The sequence below is a fragment of the Xylanimonas ulmi genome (assembly GCF_004216535.1).
GTDB classification, from domain to species: Bacteria; Actinomycetota; Actinomycetes; order Actinomycetales; family Cellulomonadaceae; genus Xylanimonas; species Xylanimonas ulmi.
On the sequence record NZ_SGWX01000001.1, the window covers coordinates 3,085,030 to 3,101,983 of the forward strand.

General features: G+C 73.0%; 12 protein-coding genes. 2 read left to right on the forward strand and 10 right to left on the reverse strand.

Going from position 1 to position 16,954, the window contains the following annotated elements; translation table 11 throughout:
• Positions 1-31 precede the first annotated feature (31 nt).
• The 3 genes from EV386_RS14265 to EV386_RS14275 form a co-directional block, all read right to left on the reverse strand.
• Positions 32-1,867: a hypothetical protein gene (locus tag EV386_RS14265; RefSeq protein ID WP_130416016.1), complete on the reverse strand. Its 1,836-nt coding sequence runs from the start codon at positions 1,865-1,867 to the stop codon at positions 32-34.
• Entirely contained in the window at positions 1,864-2,577 is a 714-nt protein-coding gene (locus EV386_RS14270) for a hypothetical protein (protein ID WP_130416017.1), read from the reverse strand. Before EV386_RS14270 ends, EV386_RS14265 begins: the two co-directional genes overlap by 4 nt.
• A 104-nt stretch (positions 2,578-2,681) precedes the next feature.
• Positions 2,682-3,488, reverse strand: a complete 807-nt coding sequence (locus EV386_RS14275; RefSeq protein ID WP_130416018.1) for a hypothetical protein — start codon at positions 3,486-3,488, stop codon at positions 2,682-2,684.
• Between the two features lie 170 nt (positions 3,489-3,658).
• Between EV386_RS14275 and EV386_RS14280 the strand changes: the two genes are divergently transcribed.
• Positions 3,659-4,456, forward strand: coding sequence for a deoxyribonuclease IV (locus EV386_RS14280; RefSeq protein ID WP_130416019.1), 798 nt, complete (start codon positions 3,659-3,661; stop codon positions 4,454-4,456).
• 16 nt (positions 4,457-4,472) lie between these two features.
• Here the strand turns inward: EV386_RS14280 and EV386_RS14285 are convergent, their stop codons facing one another.
• The 3 genes from EV386_RS14285 to EV386_RS14295 form a co-directional block, all read right to left on the reverse strand.
• On the reverse strand, positions 4,473-6,311 hold the full coding sequence (locus EV386_RS14285) for a cation:proton antiporter (protein ID WP_130416020.1): 1,839 nt from the start codon (positions 6,309-6,311) through the stop codon (positions 4,473-4,475).
• A 205-nt stretch (positions 6,312-6,516) separates the two neighbouring features.
• Positions 6,517-7,398, reverse strand: coding sequence for a DNA/RNA non-specific endonuclease (locus tag EV386_RS14290; RefSeq protein ID WP_130416021.1), 882 nt, complete (start codon positions 7,396-7,398; stop codon positions 6,517-6,519).
• A 50-nt stretch (positions 7,399-7,448) separates the two neighbouring features.
• Positions 7,449-9,212, reverse strand: a complete 1,764-nt coding sequence (locus EV386_RS14295; protein ID WP_130416022.1) for a hypothetical protein — start codon at positions 9,210-9,212, stop codon at positions 7,449-7,451.
• Between the two features lie 135 nt (positions 9,213-9,347).
• On the opposite strand from EV386_RS14295, the gene EV386_RS14300 reads away from it, so the two are divergent.
• Positions 9,348-10,190: an MBL fold metallo-hydrolase gene (locus tag EV386_RS14300; RefSeq protein WP_130416023.1), complete on the forward strand. Its 843-nt coding sequence runs from the start codon at positions 9,348-9,350 to the stop codon at positions 10,188-10,190.
• A 79-nt stretch (positions 10,191-10,269) separates the two neighbouring features.
• Here the strand turns inward: EV386_RS14300 and EV386_RS14305 are convergent, their stop codons facing one another.
• The 4 genes from EV386_RS14305 to EV386_RS14320 all read right to left on the reverse strand — a co-directional run bounded on the left by EV386_RS14305 (position 10,270) and on the right by EV386_RS14320 (position 16,945).
• Entirely contained in the window at positions 10,270-10,461 is a 192-nt protein-coding gene (locus EV386_RS14305; protein WP_130416024.1) for a YbdD/YjiX family protein, read from the reverse strand.
• 55 nt (positions 10,462-10,516) lie between these two features.
• On the reverse strand, positions 10,517-12,703 hold the full coding sequence (locus EV386_RS14310; protein WP_130416025.1) for a carbon starvation CstA family protein: 2,187 nt from the start codon (positions 12,701-12,703) through the stop codon (positions 10,517-10,519).
• Positions 12,704-13,025: 322 nt separating this feature from the next.
• A complete protein-coding gene (locus EV386_RS14315) occupies positions 13,026-14,795 on the reverse strand; it encodes an ABC transporter family substrate-binding protein (protein WP_130416026.1) in 1,770 nt (589 codons plus the stop codon).
• The gene (locus EV386_RS14320) at positions 14,792-16,945 is read right to left on the reverse strand and encodes an ABC transporter ATP-binding protein (protein ID WP_130416027.1); all 2,154 of its coding nucleotides are present in this window, start codon (positions 16,943-16,945) and stop codon (positions 14,792-14,794) included. The genes EV386_RS14315 and EV386_RS14320 overlap by 4 nt, the downstream gene beginning before the upstream one ends.
• Positions 16,946-16,954: the final 9 nt, after the last annotated feature.

Genomic DNA, 16,954 nt, shown 5'->3' on the forward strand with positions numbered 1-16,954 from the left:
GACCATCCGGGCCGACACCCCGCCGTCGGCCTCAGCGCAAGAGCGCCTCCGACCATGCCTCGGCCGCAGCGCCCTCCTCGGACCCGGCCGGGTCGGCGGGCGACGCGCCCGCGGGGGTGGTGGCCGCGGCGCTCGCGGCCATCGCGGCGGCGGTCGCGGCGGCACGCTCGCGTCCGCGCTTGGCCGCGTCCACGGCACGCGCACGGGCGCCGTCACGCACGCGCCGCCAGACGGGGACCAGCCGCGCGCGCAGGAGGTACGCGGCCGCCGCGAGCGCCACCACCGCCGCCGCGATGATCCCCAGCGTGATCAGCCCCGCCGTCTTCCACCCGGACAGCTCGGCGACGACGGATTCGCTGCCCTCCGCGGCGTCGTCGACGCTGAGCCCTCCCGCCCCGAGCACCACGGACCGCACGTCGGCCACGCCCCAGCCGCCGAACGGGTCCTCGACGGAGGCGCGCAGCCGTGCGCGGAAGAACCCGTCGCCGTCGACGCGCCATCCGGTCGCGCCGAGCCCGGCGAGTCCGGCGGCGCGGGCTGCGGCGTCGAGCCCGTGGGCCGAGGCCCGCTCGATGGTGAGCGTGTACACGGCGGCGTCGTCGCCGCGGTCGACCCGCAGCGAGGAGCCGTCGCCGCCTGAGAGCATCGCCTCGAAGTCCTCGCCCACGACGTCGTCGGTCGACGCCGCGAGCGTGAGCACCACGGTCTGCGCGAACGTCAGGTCGGGGAAGGCGTGGGTCGTGACGTGCGCCGAGGTGATGGGGACAGGGCGGACGAACGTCAGCGACGCGCCCTCCTGCCCGAGGTCGTACTCGCCCGCGCCCGACTCCTGCCCTTCGCCCCACGCGCCCTCCGGCTGCCACTGGCGCGGCAGGACGAGCGTGTCGCGCACCGGGTAGGCCTGCGGCGAGCACAGCGAGCAGTCCGCCGTCGAGGTCACCGTCAGGCGCATGGCGGGCGGGTTCGCGGTGAACGACCGCCCGACCGTGAATGTGGCCTCCCCGCCGCCGAGCGCCTGGGACGTCGCCTGGGCGAGGTCCGCGGCGGGGGCGGTGATGGTCATCGTCCAGGTCTGCGCGCCGTCCACCTCCGGGCCCTCGCGCAGGTCGCCTCCCGCGGGGGTCGCCTCGGCGAGGAACGCGTCGAACTGGTCGGGATTGGTCGCGTAGGCGTCTGCCCCCATCGCGTAGTCGATCGTGCGGGTGGCCTGGCCGTCGTCGGACAACTCGGTGCGCAGGGTCACGGCCCGCATCCCGACGTCGCGGATCTGGTCGACGCCCAGCGGCTGGTACGCCTCGAAGGTGCGGCCCGCGGCGCGCACCGTGGAGTCGCCCTCCTCGATGACGTTGCCGCGCGCGCCGTCGTCGACGACGCCGTCGTCCACCAACCCCTGCTCAAGCCAGGCGAGCAGATCGCGGGACGTGAAGTTCTCCCGCACGACGACGCCCTGGAGGAACAGCGTGTCCTCGATGCGCAGGTCGATCGTGGGAATCTGCGTCTCGCCGCTCGCCGCGAGCAGCGAGGCGACCTTGGCGCGGTACTCCTTGAGCGAGCCGAACTCGAGTGTGAAGTCCGCCGCGACCTCGCCGCTCTCCTCGGGCGTTCCGTCCCCCTGCGGCGTTCCGGGCTTTTCGGACAGGCCCGCGTAGGTGAGCTCGGGCGGCAGGTGTCGCCGGATCGAGGCGTCGAGCGCCGCGTTGCCGCCGCTGACGTACTCGTCGCGGTCGTCGGTGGAGAGCGTGAGCGTCATGACGCGTGACCCGCTGCCGTCGGCGGCGACGTCGAGCACTGTGTCCAGACGCGCTCCGCAGGCGCCCAGCACCGCGACCATGACCGCCGCGGCGCACGCGGCGGCGATCCGGCTCATGTCAGCGCGTCCCAGATCGCGGCCAGCCCCACGAGGGTGGCGAGCATCCCGACGACGCTCAGCAGCAGGCCGAAGACGAGGTTGAACCAGATGTAGGGCATGAGGATCGACCGCCCCCGCCCGGCCTCGCGCGCCATGCCGATGTACAGCAGGGGCTCGGAGGCCATCGTCGCGATCAGCAGCAGCGCGCCGACGACGATGGCCGCGAACGCCCGCGCCCCATCACCGGGCAGCAGGCTCAACACCACCGCGACGGCGACGACGAACCCGTAGAGCGCGACCACGGTCGCCACCAGGCTCGACGCCGCCGAGAACGCGATGCCCGGCACGCGGGTCCGCAGCGCCCACCAGACCGTCAGGCAACGCAGCACGCAGAACCCCAGGACGGCGAGCGCGACGACGGCGAACGCCTGCAGCGCCATCCCGAACGACCCGCCCGCGACCGCGACCCCCAGGAGCGCCACGAGCCCGACGAGGACTCCCACCCCCGCCACGACGACGAACCACGTCATGCGGTTGCCGCTCGCGCGGACATGGTCGAGCGCAGCGACCGTCTCCCCGCGCCAGACGTCCCGCGGCACGCGCAGGAAGACCGGAAGCGTCTCGACGACGACGCCGCGGGCGGCGGTCGGTGCTGGTGCTGGTGCTGGTGTCGGAGCCGGCGCCGGCTCCGACGTCTCTGGGTTGGGTCCCCTGGTGGACTCGGCCATCTGTGCGCCCCCTTGCGTCACAGGGCGCCCCCTGCGCCCTGTCAGGAGCCTAGGAATTCTGGAGGTTTCCGCAACTTTTTCTGTGAGTCTGCCGCAGGCAGACCTCAGGGGCGCACGCCCCGGCGCGGGATCGCGACGACGTCGATCAGCACGCTGCGCCGCACCCCGGCCTCGCGGCACGCCTCGGCCGCGGCGGCAACCAGCAGCGTCACGGCCGCGTCGCTCCACTCGGCGACGTCGGCCTCGAAGGTGATCCGGTGGCCGCCGGCCGGGAAGTACGCGAGCACGGGCGTCGGTCCCTGCGCGTCGAACCCTCTGCCCAGGGCGCGCAGCGACGCCACCAGGGGGCCCAGCAGGAACCGCAGGTACGTGCCCACGACGCAGGCGCCGCGCACGACGTCGTCCGCGTCGCCCGAGTCGATCGTGACCCGGACGCTCGCGCGCGGGCCGCACGACGGCATCGCGAACGCCCGGCCGACCGCGTACACGCAGTCCCCGGCGTCACCGGCCAGGTGGACGGGGACCAGCGTCTGCACGCCCGTCAGCGTGAGGGCGCCCAGGCGGCGGGCCGGGGCCAGCGCCGCCGTCAGCAGTTGCGGGATCGGCAGCGGCGTCGGGGTCGGCGTCGGGCACAGGCCGTGCTGGAGCTGGAACCACGCCACGTTGGTGCCCCGCGTCGACTCGCTCCACCTCGGGGACGCCTCGCCCATGGTCCACGGCGCGGTCGGCTGTCCGTCGCCGTCGTCGCAGTCGCCGTCGTCGTCGCCGACGAGGTTCCACCCCGCCCCGGCCGCCGCGTGCACCAGCGCGCGGTACGGGTCGGCCTCGAACTCGGCGGGCTCCAGGTCGCGCAGGTGGCCGTGCCGGGCGAAGATGCCGAAGAGAGACAGGAAGAGCCTGGAGTCCCTCACCATGTCCCCTCCGCCTCACCCGTGCACGACCACCTGCTGACGAGGGCGTCCCTAGCGCCGTCGTCACCGCATACAAAGCCTTGCGCGGGCCTGCGCGCGCAACGCAAAGCGACACAATCGCCCGCGAACGATCACTCGCGCAGCGCCCGGCTCGGCCTACCCTGGCCGCCATGAGCATCCGCATCGGCGCCCATGTCGACGCCGCCGACGCCGTCGCGCAGGCCCAGGCCATCGGGGCGCAGGCCGCGCAGGTCTTTCTGGGCGACCCGCAGGCGTGGAAGGTCACCGGTCCCGGCTATCCCGGCGGCCCCCAGGCGCTGCGGGACGACGCCGCGGCCGCGGGCGTCGACCTGTACGTGCACGCCCCCTACGTCATCAACGTCGCCTCGACCAACAACCGCATCCGCATCCCCAGCCGCAAGCTGCTCCAAGCCACGCTCGACGGCGCGGCGGAGATCGGCGCGAAGGGCGTCGTCGTGCACGGCGGGCATGTGACCGGCAAGGACGACCCGGCCGTGGGGTTCGACAACTGGCGCAAGGCGGTCGACTCGCTCAACACCGACGTGCCCGTGCTCATCGAGAACACTGCGGGCGGTGACTTCGCGATGGCCCGCCACCTGGAGCGGGTCGAGCGGCTGTGGGCCGCGGTGCAGGCCTCGGCCAACGCGAGCGTCGTCGGGCTCACGCTCGACACCTGCCACGCGTGGGCGGGCGGCGTCGACCTGACGACGGCGGCGGCCGACCTCCGCGCGATCACGGGTCGCATCGACCTGGTGCACGCCAACGACTCCCGCGACACCGCCGGCTCAGGCGCCGACCGGCACGCGCACCTCGGCGAGGGTCAGATCCCGCCCGACCTGCTGGTCCAGGTCATCGCGGACGCGGACGCCCCGGTCATCTGCGAGACGCACGGCGACATGGGCCCCGACATCGCCTGGCTGCGCGAACGCCTGGCGACGCCCGCCTGACGCGTCCGAGCCCGCGTCACGAGCCGCCGCCCTTCTTCATCTCGACCATGAGCTGTTCCGCGTCGAGCGCCGACAGCGTCCGCTCCAGCTGGTGCGAGTCGTGCGCCCCGGAGCGCCGGGCCTCCAGCAGCGCCTTGCGCTGGGCGTCGATGATCCGCAGGCGCAGCGCACGGTACTGCGCCACGCGCTCGGCCGACTCACGTGCGTCGGCGTCGTCGGAGGCCTGCCCGCGCACGACGTCGGCGCGCACCCGCGCCACGACGTCGGGGGCGTAGCCGGTCCCGTCCGCGCGGACGAGGGCGGCGTCGTCGAGCAGGTCGCGCGCCGCCGAGTCGACGATGCGGCGCAGCGCCAGCACCTCCTCGCGGGAGACCTCCCCCTGCCCGGCCAGGCCCAGGCGCCGCACGATCCATGGCAGCGTGCCGCCCTGGATCAGCAGCGTCGCGGCGGCGACGCCGAACGCGACGAGCACCACGAATGAGCGTTGCGGGAACCCGGCGGGCAGCGACTGGGCCGCCGCGACGGTCACGACGCCGCGCATCCCGGCCCAGATGAGCAGTCCGCCCTCGCGCGGGCCGAGCGGCTTGGCCGTGAGGTAGTCGATGTCGGCCACGCGTCGCACCAACCCCGACTGGAGCCGCTGCACGCGCGCCACGGGCACCTCGCGCGGGCCGGCGCCCGGCCGTCCCGCGCCCGGCATCGGCAGGCGCGTCGGCGCCTCGCCCTCGCCGGGCTCGACGCCGCTCATGCCGTCGAACGCGCCCGGCCCGAACGTCACGACGCCGCTCGGCCCGGCGTCGGCCAGGCGCGTCTCCAGGCGCTCCTGCGCGCTGGCCAGCACGCCGCGCGACGCCGCGGCCCGCCGCGCCTTGCGCGCGAGCGACCGCAGCAGCGGCGCGACGTAGGCGGTGCGCACCACGAGCACGCCGAAGGCCGCGATGGCCGCGACGCCGGCCGCCAGCCACAACGACCCGCCCTCGGCGCGCACGTCCTGGACCATCTTGGGCAGCTCCAGGCCCATGAGCAGGAACACCCCGCCCTCGAGCAGCAACTCGATCGTGGCCCAGTTGGAGTGCTCGAAGATGCGGTCGCGCGGGCGCAGCCAGGCGGCCGAGCCGTAGCCGGTCACGAGCCCCGCGGTGACGACGGCGACGAGCCCCGACGCCTCCAGGTGCTCGGCGGGCAGATACGCGCCGAACGGCACCACGAACGAGACGGCGGTGCACAGCGCCGCACTGCCCACCGCACGCCGCACCACCAGGCCGATCATGCCGACGGCGGCGCCGCACAGCACCGCCCCAGCCACCGCCCAGGCGAAGTCCCCGACGATCTCGCCGAACGACACGGCCGTCGCCGTCGCCGCGACGGCCGAGCGCAGCAGCACCAGCGCCGAGGCGTCGTTGAGCAACCCCTCGCCCTCCAGCACCGTGACCACGCGCGGCGGCGCCCCGAGCCTCTTGACGATCGACGTCGCGACCGCGTCGGTGGGCGAGACGATCGCGCCGAGCGCGATGCCGCCCGCCAGCCCCAGGTCGGGCAGCACGAGCGAGAACACGAAGCCGAGCAGCACCGAGGTGACCACGACGAGCGCGACCGACAGTCCGCCGATGGTCGCGAAGTCGCGGCGGAAGTCCATGGTCGGCATGGCGACGGCCGTCGAGTACAGCAGGGGTGGCAGCACGCCCGCGAGGATGACCTCGGGCGGCACCGCGATCGCGGGCACCGCCGGCAGGGCGCTGAACGCGACGCCCAGCACCACGAGGATCAGGGGCGCCGAGACTCCGGTGCGCGGGGCCAGGGCGGTCACCGCGATGACGGCGACGCCGGCGAGCAGTCCGACGAGCAGGGGGTCCATGGGGGTCATCCTCGCAAGTGGATCGCTGCCCGAACAGACAGATCCCTGTCACGGGCTGGCACGAGCCAGTCACACCCGACGGTTGAGCCCGTCGAAACCGCCCCCCACCCCGGTGGTTGAGCCTGTCGAAACCACGCCACCGGTCGCGTCGGGTGGTTTCGACAGGCTCAACCACCGCGAGGGCTCAACCACCGCGAGGGCCGGCTCAGACGCGGATGTCTCCCGGACCGCGCAGCGGCGTCCACGCGGCCAGCGCCTCGGGCGCCGCCTCCCCGCCGCCGGGCCGCACGTCCCCGGGTCGCACGTCCGCGGACACGAGCGCGCCGAGGTCCATTCCCGAGAGTCCCGCGATGTCGGCCACGGGCGCCTGATAGGTCCGGAACGGGCCGAGCGGCGGCGCGTCGTCGGCCGCGAGCGCCCGCGCGGCCGCCTCGGCGAGCGCGCCGTCGTCGAGCAGCGGCGTCTGGTCGAGCACGAACCCCGCCGAGGCGAGCGTGACCTCCTCGCGGACGGGGCCGCCGTCGGGGGTCTGCCAGCGCGCGAGGGTCCACGCGGCGACCTTCCAGAAGCGGCGAGGGATGCCGACGCCGCGGTAGACCGGGTCGTCCGGGGCGAGCACGGGCCCGGTGAGCACCACGACGCGGCGGCGGTGCGCCTGCGCGTAGGTCAGCACGTGGTCCTCCAGCCCGTTCCACAGCTCCTTCGACTGGTTGAAGCGGCCCACCTGCGGCGCGGCGTTCGGGTAGACGAAGGTGGCCTCGCCGGCGGCCTTGGCCTCGGCGGGCGTGCCCCACATGGGGTCGCGGCGGCGCACCAGGTGGCCCCGATCGAGCGCGTTGCGGTGGTAGAGCTCGGGCCCGGCCTGCTCGGACGCGGGCGCGCGCGGGTCGAGGCGCCAGGAGCCGGCGCGCGGCAGCGCCTGGAGCCGGGCGCCGTCGATCCCGACGACGGTCGCGGCGGCCAGGCGTCGCGCCGGGTCGAGCAGCACCGTGAAGCGGGGGTAGTCGAGCCGGCGCAGCGAGCGGCCGTCGCGCGGCCGCGGGATCGGGACGGACAGGTCGAGGAACGCGGCGTCGTAACCGGGCACGCGTCCACCTCACCACGCACGGCGCCCCCCTGCGCGCGGAGAGCGCGCCCTCAGGCGACGCGCACCAGCGTGCTCCCGTCCGAGCACAGCAGCCGCCCCGCGACCGCGGCGCACTCGCTCTGGGACGGCACGAGGGCGTCGGCGTCGGCGCCGTCGAGCCGCCACACGACGGCGCCCGTGCGCAGGTCGTAGGCCGTCCACGCGGTCGGCTCCGCCCCGTCGGCGGCGCCGGGCGTGCGCAGCACGGCGACCGTGCCGTCTGTCCAGGCGCCGCGCGCGTACCCCCAGGTCCCGCCGGACCCGGGCACGCCGGGCAGGGGCGCGGTCCACCGCGTCTCACCCGTGCCCAGGTCGACGGCCCACATCTCGCCCGATCCCCCCGCCAGCAGCATCACGCCGGCGGCGCGCACCAGCGCCCCCTCGCTGCGCGGGCGGTCGGGCACTGCCCACCGCTGCGCGCCGTCCGCTCCGACGCCGATCAGGCTCGTGGCGTCGCGCATGACGATCACGCCGGCGCCTTGCGCCCCCTCGCCGCCGACGACGACGCCGCCCGTGCCGTCGGTCGCCCATGGGTCGAGCACTCCCCCGGGCAGGCGCATGACCTCACCGCCGTCGTCACCGACGACGACGGTCGAGGACGTCCGGCCGTCCCAGCCGCCGTCCGCGGACACGGAGATGCCCAGACCCCCGTCGGTCAGGGCCGAGACCATCAGCATCCCGGCGAAGGACGCCTCGCCCACCGGGTGTTGGTGCGCGACGCGCCCCGACGCCGTCAGCACCACGTCCACGCCGCACATCCACAGGCGCATGCCCTGGTCGGCCGTGCTCGCCGCCACCGTGCGACCGTCGAACCGCGGCTCGCCCGCCCCGTCCCAGGTGGTGCACGACCACCAGTTGGAGCCCTCGTCCACGACGTCGGCCTCGATGCGGGTGTCCCAGCGGGCCTCGCCCGTCAGGGCGTCCTCGGCGCTGACCTGGACGTCGGGCGGCTGGAACTCGTGGTTGAGCCGCCAGCCCATGGCCGTGTCCACCACCAACTCGACGCCCTCGGGGGGATCGCCGAGCTGGCGCACGCGCACCAGCGTCCCGCGCGGGCCGGGCAGGAGCGTCGTGTGCTCGTCGAGTCCGTCCGGGACGCGTGTGGTGACCTGGCCGTCCGCGTCGACGACGGCCACGGTCGCGTCCTGCCCTGCTCCGACGACGCACACCACCTGCGTGACCCGCCCGATCGTCAGGCGCGACTGGCCCAGGTCTCCGGGCCCCGTCCCGCACGACGCCTCCGCGTCGAGCGGCGCCTGCCAGCGCTCCGCCCCGGTGTCGAGGTCGAGGCCGTGCAGCACCGTGCGGGACTCGCGTCCGTCGCGCGCCGCGAGCGACGGCGGCCCGTCCAGATCGCCTCGGGTCTCGGCGAGCACGACGACGTCGCCGAGCGCCGCGATCGGCCAGAGCCCGGCGCCGGCCTCCTCGCCGCCGATGGTGGACGACCAGCGCTCGTGGATCGGCTGCGACAGGTCGGCGACGCCGCCCGGAGCGGCGCGCAGCGTGGCCTCGCGCTCCCGGTCGCGCAGCACCGCCGCGGCGCCCGCGGCGCCGACCGCCAGGGCGAGCACGACGCCGCCGGCGACGAGTTGGGGGCGGCTGCGGCTCCGCAGCCACCCGAGCGCGCGGCGCACCGCCGTGGTCAGCATCGAAGGCGGGATCGAGGGCGGGGTCGGGTCGGGCGCTGCGAGCGCGAGGACGGGACCCGGGCCGTCCGCGTCGTCGTCGGGCACGAGCTCGAAGGTCAGGCCGCCGGAGCGGCCATGTCGGGCCACCGGACCAGCGTAGCCAGCACGGCCGCGACGGCGTCACATCGGCTTCGCCTGAGCCGCGGCCTGGCCGGGCCCACGTGAGGGGTACAGGCTGGTGGCGTCACCACGCCCGGGCCGCCCCCACCGCTGGAGGTCGTCATGCGTTTCTGGATCTGCGCCACGTGCGGCGTCGAGCACGCCGACCGCCCGCGTGTGTGCGCCATCTGCGCCGACGAGCGGCAGTGGGTCCCCGTCGACGGCCAACTCTGGACCACGCTCGACGACCTCGCCGCCGCGGGCGCCGGCGTCGCGTTCGCCCCGCTGGAGCCGGGGCTGTGGGGGCTCACGGTCGAGCCCGCCGTCGTCGGCATCGGGCAGCAGGCCAAGCTGCTCGTCACGCCTGACGGGGCGCTGCTGTGGGACCCGCCCGCCTTCGTGGACGACGCCGCCGTGGCGCGTGTGCGTGAACTGGCGGGTCCGGCCGGCGTCGTCGCGGTGGTGGCCAGCCACCCGCACATGTTCGGGGTGCAGGTGGAGTGGGCGCGGCGGCTTCGCCCCGGGGCGGGGCGCGCCCTGCCCGTGCTGGTCGCCCGCGCCGACCTCGACTGGGTGGCCCGCCCGGGCGAGGAGATCGTGGACTGGGAGGGCGAGCGCGAGGTGCTGCCGGGGGTCACCCTCACCCAGCCGGGAGGGCACTTTCCCGGCTCGGCGGTCGCGCACTGGGCCGGCGGCGCCGGCGGGCGTGGGGTGCTGTTGAGCGGGGACACGATCTTCGCCAACCCCGATCGCGTGTCGGTGAGCTTCATGCGCAGCTATCCGAACCGCATCCCGCTGTCGGGCCGGGTCGCCGAGCGGGTCGCGGCGCATGTGGGCCGGTTCTCGTTCGAGCGGCTCTACAACAACTTCGACGGTGTGATCCCGCGCGACGCCCGCGACGTGGTGATCCGCTCGGCGCGGCGGCATCGGGAGTGGACCGAGGGCGCCCACGACCACCTGACCTGACCGTCCGGTGGTTGAGCCTGTCGAAACCACCCCATCACGGAACAGGTGGTTTCGACAGGCTCAACCACCGGGGCGCCGGTCAGCAGCAGCGGGCGCCGGGGTTGGCGTCCTGGTCGGCGTACCGAGCGCGCCAGTACTCGCTCACGCTCGGCACGGGGGCCGACGGGTGGTGGCGGCGCAGGTGGGCGACGTACCGCTGGTAGTCGCTCTCCCCCAGCACACCCTTGACGTACCACGCCAGGGCGCGCCATGCGCGTCTCACGCTCTCCATCCCGTCAGCCCCCGTGTCCCTCAGCGTGTCTTGCGGCCTCGTCCCATGATCACGCTCAGTGGGACGACGTCGTCACGCGCTCGCCGCCGCGCTCGGCGTCGTAGGCGGCCCACTGGGCGGCGACCTGCTTCTCGAGGTCGGTCATGACGAGGCTGCTCGGCGCGAACCGGTGCGACGGCGCGTCGGGCTCCTCCGTCGTCGGCAGGCCGCCCGCGCGGATCGCCCGCACGCTGACCCACACCGCGACGGCGGCGACCACGAGCACGAGCAGCGCGAACACCACCGAGAGCGTGCCCTGCACCGCGGTGTTGCGGATGACGGCGTCCATCGCCTCGGGGGTCTTGGCCGTGCCGAACGACGTCTCGCCCGCCTCACGCGCCCGGCGGAACGCGTTGTGCTGCGCCCAGAAGCCCAGCGCCGGGACGTCGCTGAAGATCTTCTGCCACGAGGCCGTCATGGTCACCGCGAGGTCCCACACGAGCGGCAGCGCGGGAATCCACGCCCACTTGAGGTAGCCCTTCTTGATGACGACGACGGTCACGAGCGACAGCGCCATGGCGGCCAGGAGCTGGTTGGCGATGCCGAACAGCGGGAACAGCGTGTTGATGCCGCCCAGCGGGTCGGTCACGCCCATGAGCAGGATGGCGCCCCACAGGCCGCACACCACGATCGACGCGATCCACGCGCCCAGGCGCCACGACGGGTCGCGGAACCGCTTGAGGCCGCCGCCCAGGTTGCCCAGGGTGTCGGTGAGCATGAAGCGCGCGACGCGCGTGCCGGCGTCGACCGTGGTGAGGATGAACAGCGCCTCGAACATGATCGCGAAGTGGTACCAGAACGCCTTGAGCCCGGCGCCGCCGAGGAACGAGTGCAGGATCTCGGCCATGCCGAACGCGAGCGTCGGCGCGCCGCCGGTGCGCGAGATGATCGACTCCTCGCCGACGCTCTCGGCCGCGGCCGCGATCGCCTCGGGCGTGATCGCCGTGCCGCCCGCCAGCGGCAGCGAGTTGACGTACTCGGCCGCCGTCTCGGGGGTGCCGCCCGTGAGGTTGGCGCCCGCGTTGAGCGTGAAGTACAGGTGCTGGTCGATCGACACGGCGGTGACCAGCGCCATGATCGCCACGAACGACTCGGTGAGCATGCCGCCGTAGCCGATGAGGCGCAGCTGGCTCTCCTTCTCGACCAGCTTGGGCGAGGTGCCGGACGAGATCAGGGCGTGGAAGCCCGACAGGGCGCCGCAGGCGATGGTGATGAACAGGAACGGGAACAGCGAGCCGGCGAACGCCGGGCCGGTGCCCGTGTGCGCGAACTGCGAGACCGCGGGCGCCTGCACGACGGGCTGCGCGACGAGCACACCGACGGCGAGCAGGATGATGGTGCCGACCTTCATGAACGTCGACAGGTAGTCGCGCGGGGCGAGCAGCAGCCACACGGGCAGCACCGAGGCGAGGAACCCGTAGCCGACGATGAGCCACGCGATCGTGGTCTTGTCGAGCGTGAAGATCTCGGCGCCCCACGTCGTGCCGGCGACCCAACCGCCCGCGATGATCGCGAGCACCAGCAGCACGACGCCGATGACGGACACCTCGGCGACCCGGCCGGGGCGCAGGTAGCGCAGGTAGACGCCCATGAACAGCGCGATCGGGATGGTCATGCCGACCGAGAACACGCCCCACGGCGACTCGGCGAGGGCGTTGACCACGACCAGCGCGAGCACGGCGATGATGATGATCATGATGACGAACACGCCGATGAGGCCCGCGGCGCCGCCGACCGAGCCCAGCTCGTCGCGGATCATCTGACCCAGGGACCGGCCCTTGCGTCGCGTCGAGAGCCACAGCACCAGGTAGTCCTGCACGGCGCCGGCGAGCACGCCGCCGATGATGATCCACAGCGTCCCGGGCAGGTAGCCCATCTGCGCGGCGAGCACGGGGCCGACGAGCGGGCCGGCGCCCGCGATCGCGGCGAAGTGGTGGCCGAACAGCACCCGGCGGTCGGTCGGGGCGAAGTCATGACCGTTCTCGTGCTGCTCGGCGGGCGTCGCGCGGTCGTCGCGCGGGCGCACCACCTTGTACTCCACGAGCCGCGCGTAGAAGCGGTAGGCGATGACGTACGTGCCGACGGCGGCCAGCACGAAGTAGGCCGCGTCGACGTCCTCGCCGCGCAGGACGGCGATGAGCGCCCACGCGACGGCCGCGACCAGCGCGATGACCGCGAAGACGATCTTCTTGCGGGGGGTCATGGGTCGTCTGTCGACGATGGCGACGGGTGGCTGGTCCGGATCGGTACGGACCAGTTCGACGTGCTCTGACGTGCGCACAGGGGCCTCCTTGCCACTGGGGTGTGTCTGACGGAACGGGCGATTCCTCCCCGTTCCGCGGCGCCCACGATAGTGGCCCGCGTCACCACGTCCACCGCAACTCGGGGGTTCTGGCTGCAAGCAACCCGGGTGAAACCTGAACGGGACCCTGACGGACCGCTGAGGACAGCGGACCGTCAGGGTCCCGTTCGGTCACAGGAGGGCCCGGCGAGGCCGGGTCGCTGCGAGGCTCAGTGAGCCGAGGTCACTTCTCCCAGCCGACGTTCTCGACGTGGGGGTTGATCGCCTTGAAGCCGCTCGACGACGCGATCGAGGAGCCGCCGTAGTTGGCCAGGCCCTTCTTGACGGCCAGCATGACCGGGCCGTTGTTCAGCGGGAAGGTGCCGTACAGCGCGAGGGCCTTCTTCTCGGCCTCGTTGAGCTGCTTGATCGCGGCCGCGGTGTCCTCGATCTGGCCGGCCTTCTTGAAGCCCTCGTCAGCCTCGGGGTCACCGATGTAGGTGAAGTTCGAGTCCGAGTCCGAGCAGTAGAGCTGGCAGCCTGAGGTCGAGTAGCCGTACGGGTCGGAGGCCGACCACGCCATGATCAGCACCTCGTACTGACCGCCCAGCACGACGTCGCTGAACTTCGAGGGGTCCTGGTTGTCGAGCTGGACGTCGATGCCGGACGCCTTGCCCATCGCCTGGATGGCGTTGGCGATCGCGGTCTGCGTCGGCGAGTCACCGAAGAAGGTGTACTTGAGCGAGACGGGCGTGCCGTCCTTCTCGTAGATGCCCGTCGAGTCGTTCTTGGTGTAGCCCGCGTCCTCGAGCGTCTTGCCCGCGGCCTCGACCGAGTAACCCGAGTCGGCCGGCATGTTGTCCTCATAGCCGTCCTGGAACGGGAACATGATCTCGGAGCCCAGCGGCTCCTCCTGCCAGTTCAGGCCCTGGAAGTCGATCTCGTTGATCTTGGTCCGGTCGATGGACTGCGTCAGCGCCTTGCGCACCGCGATGTCCTTGAGCGAGTCGGCCTTGGTGTTGAGGGTCACGACACCCGACGACGTCGCGGTGTTGACGCGGATCTGCACGTTGTCCATGCCCTGGGCGACCTTGAGGCGGTCGGCCGCGGAGACGCCGGTCGCGTCGATCTCACCGTTCTGGAAGGCGTTGATCGAGGCGGAGGAGTCCATCACCTTGAAGGTGACCTTGTCGAGCAGCGGCTTGGTGCCCCACCACTTCTCGTTCGGCACGAAGGTGGCCTGCGTGTCGTCGAACGAGTCGACCTTGAACGGGCCCGCGGCCCACTCGTTGTGCGGGTTGTTGACCCAGCCCTCGGTGAACGTCGCCACGTCGACCGCCGCCGGGTGCTCGATGTTCGCGAACAGGAACTGGTAGGGGTAGAACGGCGTCTCAAACGTGACGACGGCCTGCTTGGCGTTGTCACCCTCGGTCACCGAGGCGACCTGGTCGTAGCCGGAGGTCGACGGCGGGTTGTAGCCCTCGGTCTTGCCCGACTGCGTCTTCCAGGTGGCCTCGAAGGCCGTCCAGTCGATCGGCGTGCCGTCGTTCCAGGTGGCCTTCTCGTTGATGTCGTAGGTGACGACGAGCGGGTCTTCGGACGTGACCTCGACGTTGGTCAGGTAGTCGGGGTTCGGCGTCGGGTTGCCCGACACGTCGTAGTCCCACAGCTGCGGCTGGTAGTACGTCCAGAACTGCGCCATGTAGGCGGTGTTGCCGTCGGTCGAGAACGAGTTCCAGTTCGGCCCGACCTCGGTCGTGGCCAGGGTCAGCGTGCCGCCCTGCTGGAGCGCGTCGCGGTCCTGCGGGTTGTCGTAGGCGACGCCGTCCTCGGGCATCGGGTAGTCGGCGCCCATGGTCTTGGCGTCGAACCCGGCGAGCGGCTGCTTCGCGGTGGCGTCGTGCTCGCCGTTGTCGGCGCTGTTGTCGCCACCGGAGCCGCACGCCGAGAGCGCGAGCGCCAGCGCAGTCACGACGACGGCCGCGCGGGCCCCCGTCTTCTGGAAGCTCTTCATCGGTTCTCCTCTTTGTCCAAGGTGTTCAGGGACAGCGGAAAGTGGCAGGCGGCGGCGTGGTCGCCTCCTGCCGTCGTGGACAGCACCGGCAGTTCGGTGTCGCAGCGCCGCTGCTGGTCGGCGGGCAGGAGCGCCCGCACCTGGCAGCGGCCGGCGAACCGGCAGCCGGCGATCTCCTGTGCCGGGCTGGGCTGGTCGCCCGTGAGCACGATGCGCGTGCGAGTGCGCTCGAGCTCCGGGTCGGGCAGCGGAACCGCGGACAGGAGAGCTTGGGTGTAGGGGTGACGCGGGGCGGTGAAGACCGCCTCCGTGTCGCCCTGCTCCACGACCTGGCCCAGGTACATGACCGCGACGCGCGCGGAGATGTGCCGGATGACCGACAGGTCGTGTGCCACAAAGAGGAACGCGACGCCGAGTTTCGCCTGCAGGTCCTCCAGCAGGTTGATGACGCCGGCCTGGATCGACACGTCGAGAGCCGAGACGGGCTCGTCGAGCACCACCAGCCGCGGGCGCACGGCCAGGGCTCGCGCGATGGCGATGCGCTGACGCTGCCCGCCCGAGAACTGCGCCGGGAAGCGGTCGACGTGGTCAGGGTTGAGCCCGACCAGGCGCATCAGCTCGGCGATGCGCTCGTTGATGCGCTCCTTGGACCAGCGGTGCACCATCAACGGCTCGGCGAGGATGTCGTAGACCGGCAGGCGCGGGTCGAGCGAGCTCATCGGGTCCTGGAACACGATCTGCAGCTCGCGGCGCAGCGCGGCGCGCTCGGCGCGCGGCAGGTGGTCGAGGTTCTTGCCGAGCACCGAGATCGTGCCGCCCTGCGGCACGGCGAGCTTCATGATCTCCAGCAGCGTCGTCGTCTTGCCCGACCCGGACTCGCCGACCAGCGCGAGCGTCTCGCCCTCGCGCACGTCGAACGTGACGCCGTCGACGGCCTTGACCGTGCCGACGCGGCGGCGCATGAGGCCGCCCTTGGTCAGCGGGAAGTGCTTCTTGAGGTCGGTGACCTCAAGAACCGTGGCGCGCTCGGCGCGCGGGACGTCGGCCAGCGTCGAGGCGGCGGCCTCCTCGACGGAGTAGACGTCGTCGTAGGTCAGGCCGCGCTCGGCGATCTCGTCGGCGCGCACGCACGCGGCGAGCTGGTCCTCGCGGCCGGCGACCCGCGCGAGCGGCGGCTCGGCGGTGCGGCAGCGGTCCTCTGCGAGCGGGCAGCGCGCCGCGAACGGGCACCCGACGGGCAGGTCGACGAGCGAGGGCGGGGAGCCCTGGATCGGCACCAGACGGCGGTTCTCACCGCGGTCGGGCCGCGGCACCGCGCCCAGCAGGCCCATGGTGTACGGCATCGCGGGGCGCGCGTACAGGTCCAGGACCGGCGCCTTCTCCACGGGGCGGCCCGCGTACATGACCAGGACGTCGTCGGCGACGCCGGCGACCACCCCGAGGTCGTGGGTGATCATGACGACGGCGGCGCCCGTCTCACGCTGGGCCTTCTTGAGCACGTCGAGCACCTGGGCCTGGATGGTGACGTCCAGGGCCGTGGTGGGCTCGTCGGCGATGATCACGTCAGGGTCGTTCGCGATCGCGATGGCGATCATGACGCGCTGGCGCATGCCGCCCGAGAACTGGTGCGGGAACGACTTGAGGCGTTCGGCCGGGTTGGGGATGCCTACCAGGTCGAGCAGCTCGATCGAGCGCTCGCGCACCTGCTTGCGGCTCAGGTCCTGGTGCAGGTCGAGCGCCTCGGCGAGCTGGTCGCCGATCGAGAACACCGGGGTCAGGGCCGACAGCGGGTCCTGGAAGACCATCGCCATGTCGTTGCCGCGATGCTTGGACAGCTCGACCTCGGACAGGCCGAGCAGTTCGCGGCCCTTGAGCCGGATCGAACCGGTGGTGCGCGCGTTGCGGTCGAGCAGGCCCATGACGGCGAGCGACGTGACCGACTTTCCGGACCCGGACTCGCCGACGATGCCGAGCGTGCGCCCGGGCAGCAGGTCGAAGGAGACTCCGCGCACCGCACGGACCGTCCCGGCCTCTGAGGCGAAGCTGACGTGCAGGTCCCGCACCGACAGCACCGCCTCGGACGCCGCGCCCAGGGGGTCGAGGATGTGCCGGTTCGCCGTCGCCGCGTCGGCGACCGCGTCCTGCCTCATCACGCCTTG